Genomic DNA, 11,738 nt, shown 5'->3' with positions numbered 1-11,738 from the left:
TGGGTTGATTGGGTTGATTGGGTTGGAATAGGTTAATTGGGTTGAATAGGTTGATTAGGTTGATTGGGTTGGAATAGGTTAATTGGGTTGAATAGGTTGATTAGGTTGATTGGGGATATAGTGGCAGTAAAGTTGTGGGAAGAAAGAGATGCCCACGAAAAACACGAAAGAAGACGAATCTTGTGGAGAAGAACCCAACCGGTTTCCGGCTCCGATTTAATGGAGACTAAACCGGTTTTTGTTGATTGGTCGAAACCCGTTTGTCCCGATAAGTCGGGATAAAAACGGGTTTGACGGTAAAAGGTTGTTAAAGTAAAATACGGACTGTTTGAGTCTCAACGCAGAGCGTCGATACGAGATGGAAGTGCCTTGTCATATTTTCTCTTTGTATTCCTTAAAGCCATCCAACAATTGCTGGAATGACGTTATCTTGTATTTTTCAAAACTTTCTTCGTCCACGTAAACGAAGTCGTACTTCACATTTGTTTGCACCCGGTTGATGTCTTCGCACCATTGCCGCAGCCGTGCCATCTTCAGCGGCACATCCAAATCTTCCCGCCCTTTGGTTTCGGCAATGACAATCAGCTTGTCGGACAACTTGACCATAAAATCAGGGTAGTAGTTGGAAATGTCGCCGTCCGCGTTCACATAGTCCAGTTTGAAATGTACGGCCATATAGTTCTTCGCGTAAGAAACAACGTCGCCGCAATCTTCCAGAAAGTTGGCGAATTGCAGTTCAAGGTGGTTGTCACCAATAATACGATTGAAGATGCTTTTCTTCGGAACAATGTAGCTCTGCTCCTTCGCCACAAAGGGGCGCGTCTGCCGCAGCTTGATAGTATCCCGGATTTCGGCGTCGCCTTTGTCCCGGACGGTCAGCGCGTTGATCGCCTTTTTGAAGGTCTCAATCAGTGTTTTGGTGGTGGCCAGTTCCGACAGGTTGCGCAATGTGTTGGGGTCTTCCAGTTCCACCGGGCGGTCAAACAACTCGGCCTGCACAAACGCTTTGACCTTGCCGTAGAGCACGTCGTAACCACTGACCAGCCGCAGGTCCTTCATGATGGTTTGCGCAAAGTAGCCAATCACGCTCCGGTAATCCGCAATGCCAGCAGTGTCGAGGATGGTAGTGTGCGACACCTCGCCGGTGGCGATGTCTTTGAATACGATTTCCCGCTGTTCTTCTTCGCTGAACTGCAAATACAGCATGAGCTGATGCCCCATCGCGGTGATGTCCAGAGCGCTCAGGCTTTTGTATTCCCGGTAAACACGGGGTGTCAGCACCGGAATTTCAATGTCAAGCGCGGCGATGTTCTTCTTTTCGTTTTCCTTGTCAACTTCGACCACTAGTGGAGTCTTCGGCCCCGTCCCTTCCCCCATCGGCTTACGCTCCAGCACCACGCCTTCTGCTTGAATAGATTCCACAAACTCCATAAAGGCATTGGTGCCGACAACGCTAACGTACTCTTCCACATCGCCGGGATACATCTTGCGTAAACCCCGGCCCAGAGTTTGCTCGGGTAGGATATTACTCGTCGCGGAATAGGCGCGCAGGCCCACGATCGTGGTGACATTTTTCACGTCCCATCCCTCTTTGAGCATCATCACTGAAATGATAGCTTTGTAAGGGCTCTCCATCCCGTCAATCTCATTCGCCTGTTTGCGCAGTTTTTCAAGTTCCTCCTTGTCCTTGCCCGAAGTGGATTCAGAAATCTCGCCGTTGTTCTTGGTGTGAATGACCAGTACGGCGTCTTTCAAGTCCGGGTAATGTTCCTCCAGATACTCGGCTGCGTCGTCGCAGTTGCGCGTGTCGTCGGTCATTACGAACAGGATCGCCTTCTTGCCCATCTTCACGTGTTCGGCATACGCCTTGCGCCATTCGATCACGCCCAAATGGATATAGTCGGTATATTTCTCGGTGTACTTGGCACTCTGGCGTTCGCTCAACTTCGAGCGGCTGGCTGCGTCTGGTAAGACGGGATGCTTGACGACGTTCTGCGAGATCGCTTCAACCAACGGATAATCAGCCACGGTCTGCACGAAAATCGCGCCGTTGTTGTGCTTGGGCGTGGCAGTCGTGTCCACCTGCATGGACAGAGCCGCCCCCTTCTGCTTCAGCCGGTTGTGGATGTCTTCGATGGATTTGAACCAGGCCATACGCGGATCGTGAATATGGTGCGCTTCGTCATTCAATACCATCAACTCGTCAATGTCCCGGACGATCATGCCCAGGTCCACCTTGGAATCCGTGGTAGCGCCTGTGGGCCGCTTGCCCAGAAAATAGTCCCGCATGTCTTCATCATCCGGCGACGGCGGAATGTCATCGCCCGAATAAACACGGTGGATGTTGGTCAGAAAGATATTGCCCGTAGGCCGGGTGATCCGAACCTCATCTTGCAGATGCAACGTCAGTTGAAAATCGTCGCGCCAGTTGCGCCCTTCAAATCCGTTATTCGGCAGTACCGGGTCTTCAAAGAAAATCCGCAGTCCCTGAAAGTCTCTATAGATGCGGTCTAGGACGATGATGTTGGGCGTGATGACCAGGAAGTTGCGCGCCAGTTCCGATTCCGGCTCGTAGAGCTTGTGATAAAAACTCCACGCCAGAACCAGGCTCAACACCTTGGTCTTGCCCGTGCCCGTCGCCATCTTCACCACGAATCGCCGCCAGGTCTCGTCGAACATGCTCCCGGATATAAGGCCGCTTGCATCGAAGCGCATCAGATCGTGCTTGTCCTTAACCCCAACAACATCATATAGGTAGACAATCGTCTCCAGTGCCTCTCGCTGGGCGAAGTAATATTCAAACTCCGCCATGGTTCCGTCGGCCTTCAGCAGCAGGTGCGGCGTCTTGAACCACCAATTGAGCAGGCTCCGGCTGGTGTCCGCTGCGTCCACATAGCCGCCGTCCCGGAACTCCTTCACCTTACGGCGTAGCTCCGCCACCAGCGGCGGCATGAGTTTCTCCATTCTTGTCTCCCGCAAGGCTTCATCGGCAGGAAACCAGCGGATGCCCGGATCGAGAATCGCATATGGGGATTGCGGAAAGTTTTTATGCAGTGCCATAATATATTAGAATCTCCAATCTTCTTTAGTCAAGAATCCTTCCAGTTTCAAGCACTCTATCCCAAAGTACTCACAAATGTTTGGTATCCGAGCACCATTTGGCAAGCACTCTTCCTCTGTGACTACAATCGCTTCTTTGATTTTGGCTTTTGCAAATATGAAAGGATCGGCAAAATATCCTCCTTGAAGAAGTTTCTTTCTATCAAGATTTTGTTGGAAGTGCTGGATCGAATAAATCTGAGTTATAAAGGAAAGCTCCTTCACACTGGGGTCCTCAAAGAAATCGGGATTATGCTTTACCAATCGGTTAATGACAATATTATCAAACCGGCGTTCAAGTTCGAACCTTGCTTCGCGTACAGAAAACACGCGATTTTCCTGAAGAATCACAGCGAAGTTTTCCCAAAAGGATGGAAATCTATCTGGGTAGTAATGATTCAGAATATTCGACAATGAGTTTGTATCAAAAACATACATCAAAGTCTACCTCCTTCCATAACCATATACTCAAAGGTAGGTAGATTCTGTACCTTGACGTTTAGGTACTCGGCGACGTTATCAACCGTAATCTTGCTCTGATAGTATTTCCCATAGACAAGATTGATATACCTCTCACCCAGGTATGTTTTTTGGTTATAGTAATAATTCCCGCCACCTGATGTCTCTTCTCGTTTCTCTTTAGCTTGGTTAGCCCATTTTGCGGCCATCTCTTCATAGTAATTGGCATTAACCAAGCCTCGGTCAAGATAGTTACGTAAGATGACTTCGCGGCTCACGGAAAAATAATCGGCAAGTTTCTTGAACTGTGATTCTGAAATCTTCGGTTCAAACGATTCCAGTTCTTCTTGTGGAACAAGAAGCTCATTCGCAAATTGGTTGCAACTCACATCAACCTCACGAAAATATCCTTGGAACGAGCGAACAGTTTCCCTGCTTCTGAAATCGATCCCGCCGGAATGATAAAGCAGATGCCCCAATTCATGAAAGAGTGTAAACACTTGTCGCGAATCAGGCATGCTATTATTGACAAAAATAAGCGGATATTTCTCGTCGTATAGACAAAAACCCGAATAGTAATCGTTCCTAAAGGCATCTTTGAAAACGAATATCCCGTGCGCTTCCAAAGCTTCTCGCCATTTCTTAAATGCGGTCTCGGGTGAGTTCCATTTGGATTGTTCCTCGATTGAGACACCGAGTATGCTCCGGATCGTTTTTGCGATCGATTCAAACCGGGAATTCTCGGTAAGCACGAACGTGTCCAACAACGATATTTTTACCGGCTTCTCTCCCTCGAAAAGTTCTTCAAGATTGAGTTGGAAAAGCTTTGCCTTTCTATAGAGTTTAATGATTTCATGCGGCAGATCGTCAATTACTGTATTAGGCAATGTCCTGAACTCGGTCTTTGGGGTCTCTTCATCAGGTACAGATGGGAAGAAAAATACAGCTACCGGGCGTTTATAAATTTCATGCGCCAATCTTTCAAGTTGAGGATATGTCGGTGATGTTGTTCCATCTTCCCATGCTTCTATTTCTTGTCTGTCTTTGCTTAATCTGTAACCAATATCCTCCGTTGAAAGACCTAAAGAGGTTCTTGCCCATTTCAGGACATCAACGTTGATAGGTAGTTTCTCTTTCATTCGGTTATCTCCATTACTCTCATTGTGTCATTCCCATAAATATACACCACTTTGACGGACAGATGCCGCCGGATATCCCAGCCGAGTTGCTTGAGTTCATCGTTCTTGGTTGGCGTTCATTAGCATTCATTAGCGGTTTCCTCCCACGCTCACCTCAACAATGGTCATCGTGTCGTTGCCGAAGATATCCACCACCTTGACCGGGAAGTTGGAATGCAGGGACATAAATCACCTTTCTAACTTTTTGTTTGTTTCCTTAAAGAATCAATCGCCTCTTTTATGGCATTTTCATTTTTTTCTTTTGCCCATTCATCCCAAAAATCAATAGTGGCACTTTGAGGTTTTACTTTTGGTTCGGCGACTTTTATTCTGCTCGGCAACAAAGAAGCATCCCCAACAATTAATGCTTCACCAATATCAAGAATAGGTAACAGGTCTGCGAAATCCCCCAAGCTATCAGGGAAAAGCCTTTTTATTACAGCTTGGTCTTCTGCGTTTGTTAGTCTCATCGCAATAAAATTATTGCTTTGGCTCAAAACAGTGCGATTAACATCTGCCGGACGTTGAGTTACAACAACTAACCCAATGCCATACTTTCGCCCCTCTTTTGCTATTCTTTCAAAGTTTTTTAAAGCAGATTCATCAACACTTGATGCCGGTTTTTCTGAAATATACAGATGTGCTTCATCACAAAACAATGCGATGGGATGTCTTTTTTCTTTTTTTGTCCATTGTTGGATAGAGAAAACAATTCGTGCAACTAAACCAATAATCAATGGTAGTATATCAGACGGCACTTCGGAGAAATCAATAACTTTAACGCCTTTTGCATCCTTTTCAAAACCCATTAATTTTTGCCCAAAATTTTCGAACCATTCATATCTTTGTAATTCATCCTTTGAGTTGAATAAAAAATTTAATCGTCTGTCAGTTATTTTTGTTTCCAATCGTTGAATGAATCTTATCAATTTGCTAAACAAAGGACCCTGTTTTTCAGTTCTTGCCCCTTGAACCATTTCGTTGTCAAGTTGTTTTAATTCATCCAAAACATCGTTCAGCTTATATGGTAACGGGCTGTCTATTGTAAAGTTGCTTAATATCTCGGTTTTACCTTCGGTCTCAAGTTTGCTTTTTTTTGCTTTAATAACAGCTTCAAAAAAGGCTCTTGCCTGATTCGGTGCATTGTTATCGCTTCTGTCAAGCATCATTGCCAGCATTTCTTCATAAGTAAGCAGCCAGTAGGGCAAGAATACATTGTTAACAACATCTTCATCGCTTGGCCCCGCAATTCTCAAGTATTCGATAGTCTTAATCTCATCAGCTAATTTTTTGTATTCACCGTGAATATCAAAGATTAACGCATTTGCGGATGGCAGGTTTACAACTTGTTCAATTATTCTTGCTACCGCCCATGATTTACCTGACCCGGTGCTGCCGACAATAACAGCATGTCGCTGAAAAAATTTATTGCCATCCAACCATGCTTCTGCCTCGTCATCCAAAGTATATTTCCCCATAGACAAGGGGTTTTGATTTTTTGCGGCTAATGAAGAAATTGCTTGCATGAATTGAGTTAATTTTGCGCCAGTTATCACGAAACATTCGGCATTGATTTCAGGGACTGTTTCTAATGTTCGCTTAAACACGTTCGGCTTCGTCCCTAATTTATCAATATGTGTTCCTATCAAAGTAACTTTCATGACATTTTCAATAATACTGCCATTGTCAGGCATATCTGGATCGATTGGCTCAGAGGATGTTTTTCTCATTATCTTAACAACTAACCCAATGAGAAATTGCCCGACTTTACTACTCCTTAACGCAACCAGTTGGTTGACTTGTAGTGCTTTTAATTTTTCTTCATTTTCGACATGAACCACAACTGTTCCCGTATCTACACTTTCAACAGTTCCAATCGATTCTTCTGAATTATAATCAAATATCGCCATAATCATTCCTCCTGTTATAACCATAGGTTTAGAAACTCGCCCAACCGCCAGAAATTGCCGGCCATAGTTTCTTTCTTATATACATTGTCTTCGTAATAATGGAAAAAGGTACTATTATCCCCAGCTTTCTCCAATATAATTGATTTGGCGGGATTTTGGAGTAATAGTTTTTCCCCGGTCTCGGTTAGTTTTTGTACAATGGTTACAATCGGCCTTCCTTTTTTTACTTGCCCAAGTAATTTAGGTTGTACATGCTCGTCATTAAATCCGTATCCGATACACAAGAAACATGAAGCCTGAATCAATGCCTTGTCAGCTTCATTCATAACAGTTCTGTATGGTTCAAGGTGTGTTTGCTGATATTTTATAATACCCGGCGTGACAATTAGCGGCGCGGTATTTTCAGGAATCTCTTTAGCCAATGGAGACGAGAAAGAAAGATTGTTTTCTCGATTGAACCAATCTAACGAACCATGTACTTTCCAAATATCTGCTCTGTTCTGATTAGGATGACTTTGAAGATAGTTTTGAGTGAAGTTTAGCAGATATCTTCCCGAAAAGCCTGTATGGATATTTGCTTCTGCTAAATCTGCGGCATACTCTGCAACTCTATCGTAGTTAGTTGTGATTACTTTTACATGCTTTGGATGCGATTGGAGTAATTTTGAGAACAAATCTTTAAGAGGAAAATTCTTTTCCTTTTCATCGACCAAATTTTTATAAAACGCTAAATCCTTCTGGTTTACAAACTCCCATGTGCCGATTATTATTTTTTTAGTCAATGTTGGATTTATTGGAGTATTTTGAAGTGCTTTTTCCAAATCGCCTGTTTTTTCTAACTCAGATAAAAATAAACCCCATTCGGTCGATCCATCAGTAATAGATACTTTCAAATGGCTTGCAAGCTCCGGCATTGAGGGCATGCCAAAAGGAATCGTAGCGCCTGTTCCAAGTATAATTACCGGTTGCTTTTCCAGATACTTTTGGATTATTTTAGCAAATTTATCTCTCTCTTCTTCGAGGACATTCACACCGTCACCTCAATAATCGTCATCGTGTCATTGCCGAAAATGTCCACCACCTTTACCGCGATCTTCCGCCGCCCCGGCGTGCATTCGTGGAAGACGCTTTTCATTTCCAGCGACCGGTCTTTCTTGGTGCGGAAAGACTGCCACTCGTTCTCAAAGATGTAATCCCCCGTCCAGCGTTCTTCCCATTCGCCGGTTTCCTCATTCTTCACCCGGATGATTTCCCGTTTGCTCTCAAAGTCGAAGTCCACCGACCAGTAATCGATCTAGTCGGTCCAGTTCTTGGTGAGCACTTCGCGGGTGACGATCCCGTTCGCATCCTTACTCACCTTCACGATCTGACCCTTCTCCACCACGATCCGGCTGCCCTTGTCCTTGATCTCCGCCTCAGCATTGGCAATCGAGTCCTGCGAGTAGAACACCGAAAAGTCCGTCAGTTCCATCGCCACGCTGTTGTTTGCGACATGTGGCTTGACCTCGATGGCCGCCACGTCGTGGAACACCACCTGGTTCTTCTCCACCGCCCGCTTGTCAAACACCTCGGCAGGGATGTACTTCGGCGCGATGTCGATCCCCTTGGCCCGCGCCTCGTCCAGCACGTTCGGGAACAGCCCCATCTCGAACTCGAAGCCCAAAATGTCCACCTTGGTGATGTGCTTCTTTCGGCATTCCAGGATGATCTCTTCGACGAAGAGACGCGTCACCGGCAGGTTGACAGGACCGACGGCCACCAGCCGCCCGGCCCGCTTGCCGTGAAATGCCGCGAAGCCCGTCGTCTTTTCTGCCCGGTAGGCCCGCAGGATAAGGTCGACGAACGCCGCTTCCTTCTCTTCGATTTGCTTGCGCTGCTCTTCCTCGCGCAGGTTGGGGTTGATGCCGATATAATGCTGGCGCTCGTACTTGCCCAGGTTGAGGATTTCAAAGGCCCGATAGTCCTTGCCCTCGGCCTTGAGCTGCCGCTGGACGCCGATCAGCCGCTTGCGCGTCGTGTGGATGGCGAACTTGCCCAGGTCGCTGACGATCCACTTGCGCCCCAGTTTCTCCGCCACCGCCGCCGTCGTGCCGGAGCCGCAGAAGAAGTCGGCAACGAGATCGTTTTCGTTGGAGGATGCCCTAATAATTCTTTCCAAAAATGATTCTGGTTTCTGTGTAGCGTAACCGGTATTTTCAATTGAATTTCCTTGCACGGGATGCAAGTCAGACCAAACATCACCCGGGTTTTTCCCTCGCTCCTCCAACTCTTCAGCAGTAACGTTATATCTCGCCTCGCCACGCTGAGCCCGAGCGATGGTTTCGGGGTTATAAGCGACACCAATTTCCTTTCGATTAAAGATCAGATCTTCTGCTGATTTGGCATACCAAAATATCGTCTGGTGTTTTCTGCCAAACCTGTCATTACCACTTGCACCTTTTATAAAATGCCAAATGATCTCGTTTTGGTGGTTTTGTTTACCAAACAACTCGTCGATAACAAGGCGCATGTATGCACTAACCCGATAATCGCAATGCACATAAATACTGCCATCCTCCGCCAGCAAATCCCGCATCAGCACCAGCCGCTCGTAGATCATGGCGATGAAGGAATCCGCGCCTTTGCCCCAGGTGTCGCGGTAGGCGATTTCTTCGAGGATATTGGGCTTCTTGGTGAAGGTGTCTCCGCCAATCTCGATGTCCATGGAGAAGTCGGCGCCGACGTCGAACGGCGGGTCGATGTAGATGAGTTTGAGGCCGCCCTGCTTTTCGATCTCCTCTCGCAGCGGACCGTTCTTCAGCGACGAAAGGATGAGTTTGTTGTCACCCCAGATCAACTTGTTCGTCCAGCCCTTGAGCTGGCGGCCGCGAAAATCGAAAAGCCCCCCTTGCATCCCGCCATCTTCCGGCTTCTCCACACGCGGCTCATCCACCTGCTCGATAACCTGGAAGGGCAGTACGATATTGCAGACCTCGCTCGACTTGCCGTTCCAGACCAGTTCGACCTCGCGCTTGTCCTCGAACAGCAGAAAGCGGTACTTCTCCGGCAACGGCCTATCTGCCTCGATAAAGCGGACGATTTCTTGCTGTTCTTGTTCAGTCAGTCGTGGCATAAGACTTTTCTCCTTCGCGGTGTTATATTCGGCTTCATGGTCGTGAGGCGCTTTTGCACTTCGCTTAAAAATCCAATCTCATTTTCCAGATTCGCTCCGAAATCACTTGAATTAATTCCTGAGCAGTTTCAATAAAGTCATTAACTACTTGTATGGTTAAGACTATTTCCGTATCACGCCTTGGGTGCGCCAGACTATCTCTAACATCTTTGAAAGACTTAAAACGTTGCCAAAGTGCACCACCCTTTAAGTTGGTTGCATCGTGAGAACCCATCTTGGACAGAAGAAAAAATATCTTATTCTCCAGAGCTTGATATTCATTACCTTCCAAAACGAATTTACCTATGTTCGCCCCGCTATCTTCAAAACGCAGACGTTTTTCTTGAAGAAATGCCTTCTCATGCATCTCAAACATATCACTAGGCAGAGAACTCAAATCATTACAACGATTATTGACAAACGATTCCATCGCCGACCATGCTAAAATTATCGCCGGAATGAGAAGCCATTCAGCATCTTCCTGTTTTTGGATTTTGTCCTCTGCCGATGATAAGTATTTACGAGCATATCTAAGATAATCTCTGAACTCGCGCATTTTAAGCATATCCTTGAGATAAAGATAGCAATCCAATAACTTGGCTAACGGCCTTATCCATAAATTTGGAGTCAATCGTCACATTTTCTTCTAAACTTTTTGCTAAGAATAATTGTGCAACCCTTTGTCTATCTCTTAAGGCAGATCGCGTTCCGAGTCCTCGATAAGTAGCCTCATCTTTATCATGCTTATATGTCGACATCTCTTTAGCATTAAGGGGATCGGGAATTTTGCCAGAAGTCTTAGGAATACGGTAATGGTTCTCTAAACGTTCAGGGTGAGATTGCAATAAGCCAGCCACATAACTCCAACCACATAACACCGACTCAACAAACGTCTTATTTTTGTAGCCTTTTATCTTCTTGATAGATGTTTTAGGATCTGAAACCGCCCGATACTGTGCATTATGCAAGGCAAGGAATCTTTGACCAGCCTTAAGTAAGGACTCGTCGCTGAGAATATCTCGTTGATTCATGATCTTTTCATAAGCCGGGTCAGCAATTATTTCTCTATCTGTTCCTGTTTTTACACCTGTCTCAACCAAGTAAGGTTCATAAACATTCCGATCTAACTCAGAAGAATTCAATTCTCGGCCTCTTTCTTCACCTAAATAAAAATTTACTAAAAAGCTCCGAGCTTTTTTAACTGAAATCTTTTCCGAACGCGATCCAACATCGGGAAAGTCCTCTTTGTCACCCAGAAAGCCAACTTTCTGACACCATTTCCTTAAAACACCACCAAATATTGTTTCTTCAATCATTCGGTCAAAGGTATCGTTTGATACAGAGATATTCGTATTTGACACCAATGCAATTTCAGTTCGTTGAACTTTGTTGAGGTTGAAATATATTCTAAAGCCATGATAACGATCGCTTTTTGTGTATGCCCCAAAAATCGCTTTGATACGATGCTGACCACCCCAGACTTTTAAAGGGGTTTCAGGGGCATACTCCACGGTATATTCAACGATAATGTCATTAAACTCTCGTCCTTTCGTTGCGTCTGCCGCCATGCGCTGATATGTCATATGCTTTAGAAACAATTGACGGTTTGTTTTATAACTATCGGTGCTTGTCACATCGAGTTTAGCATCCAAATCACATAGTTTTGCGGCATCGCTTGCCAGAAGAGAAGACTTGATGTAATAAGCGCCGCTTGCGCCATCTTGGAAAATGATCACTGGCATGTCGTACTTGACCTCAAGCGTTGTTACTTGCCCGAGGAAATTAGCCGTTTGGTTCTCGGCTTGGGAATTCTTTTCTGCTCTCTCGTCAAATAGTATTTTAGTCATAAAACCTTCCAGATAAGAAGTTTATCATCTCGAACTATGCGCTTAATATCTGTTTAACCTGCACATTCTCTTTTTTCACCTGGTTTATCTATAT

The 11,738-nt window shown here is 45.6% G+C and carries 7 protein-coding genes and 1 pseudogene; all 8 read right to left on the bottom strand.

Annotation, left to right across the window (positions count from 1 at the left end; genetic code table 11):
- Positions 1-372 precede the first annotated feature (372 nt).
- The 8 genes and pseudogenes from COT43_01525 to COT43_01490 all read right to left on the bottom strand — a co-directional run bounded on the left by COT43_01525 (position 373) and on the right by COT43_01490 (position 11,644).
- Positions 373-3,060: a type III restriction endonuclease subunit R gene (locus tag COT43_01525; protein ID PIS30591.1), complete on the bottom strand. Its 2,688-nt coding sequence runs from the start codon at positions 3,058-3,060 to the stop codon at positions 373-375.
- 6 nt (positions 3,061-3,066) lie between these two features.
- On the bottom strand, positions 3,067-3,537 hold the full coding sequence (locus tag COT43_01520; protein ID PIS30590.1) for a DUF4411 domain-containing protein: 471 nt from the start codon (positions 3,535-3,537) through the stop codon (positions 3,067-3,069).
- Positions 3,537-4,697, bottom strand: a complete 1,161-nt coding sequence (locus COT43_01515) for a hypothetical protein (protein ID PIS30589.1) — start codon at positions 4,695-4,697, stop codon at positions 3,537-3,539. The genes COT43_01520 and COT43_01515 overlap by 1 nt, the downstream gene beginning before the upstream one ends.
- 236 nt (positions 4,698-4,933) lie before the next feature.
- Positions 4,934-6,646 (bottom strand): ATPase, encoded by a 1,713-nt coding sequence (locus tag COT43_01510; GenBank protein ID PIS30588.1) that lies wholly within the window; start codon positions 6,644-6,646, stop codon positions 4,934-4,936.
- Between the two features lie 14 nt (positions 6,647-6,660).
- Complete coding sequence (locus COT43_01505; GenBank protein PIS30587.1) at positions 6,661-7,677, bottom strand: SIR2 family protein; 1,017 nt, start codon at positions 7,675-7,677, stop codon at positions 6,661-6,663.
- Positions 7,674-9,758, bottom strand: a pseudogene (locus COT43_01500) (site-specific DNA-methyltransferase). The gene COT43_01505 and the pseudogene COT43_01500 overlap by 4 nt, the downstream one beginning before the upstream one ends.
- Before the next feature lie 64 nt (positions 9,759-9,822).
- Positions 9,823-10,353, bottom strand: a complete 531-nt coding sequence (locus COT43_01495; GenBank protein ID PIS30586.1) for a hypothetical protein — start codon at positions 10,351-10,353, stop codon at positions 9,823-9,825.
- A 1-nt stretch (position 10,354) separates the two neighbouring features.
- A complete protein-coding gene (locus COT43_01490) occupies positions 10,355-11,644 on the bottom strand; it encodes a hypothetical protein (protein PIS30585.1) in 1,290 nt (429 codons plus the stop codon).
- Between the last annotated feature and the right edge of the window lie 94 nt (positions 11,645-11,738).

The sequence above is a fragment of the Candidatus Marinimicrobia bacterium CG08_land_8_20_14_0_20_45_22 genome (assembly GCA_002774355.1).
In the GTDB taxonomy this organism is placed as follows: domain Bacteria; phylum Fidelibacterota; class UBA2242; order UBA2242; family UBA2242; genus 0-14-0-20-45-22.
The sequence above is the reverse complement of the archived record's forward strand: the minus strand, read 5'-3'. Positions and strand labels throughout refer to the sequence as shown.

Bases quoted from the DNA above. Each gene is read 5' to 3' on its own strand.
- COT43_01525 (PIS30591.1), bottom strand. From the start codon at position 3,060: ATGGCACTGCATAAAAACTTTCCGCAATCCCCATATGCGATTCTCGAT.
- COT43_01520 (PIS30590.1), bottom strand. From the start codon at position 3,537: ATGTATGTTTTTGATACAAACTCATTGTCGAATATTCTGAATCATTAC.
- COT43_01515 (PIS30589.1), bottom strand. From the start codon at position 4,697: ATGAAAGAGAAACTACCTATCAACGTTGATGTCCTGAAATGGGCAAGA.
- COT43_01510 (PIS30588.1), bottom strand. From the start codon at position 6,646: ATGGCGATATTTGATTATAATTCAGAAGAATCGATTGGAACTGTTGAA.
- COT43_01495 (PIS30586.1), bottom strand. From the start codon at position 10,353: ATGCGCGAGTTCAGAGATTATCTTAGATATGCTCGTAAATACTTATCA.
- COT43_01490 (PIS30585.1), bottom strand. From the start codon at position 11,644: ATGACTAAAATACTATTTGACGAGAGAGCAGAAAAGAATTCCCAAGCC.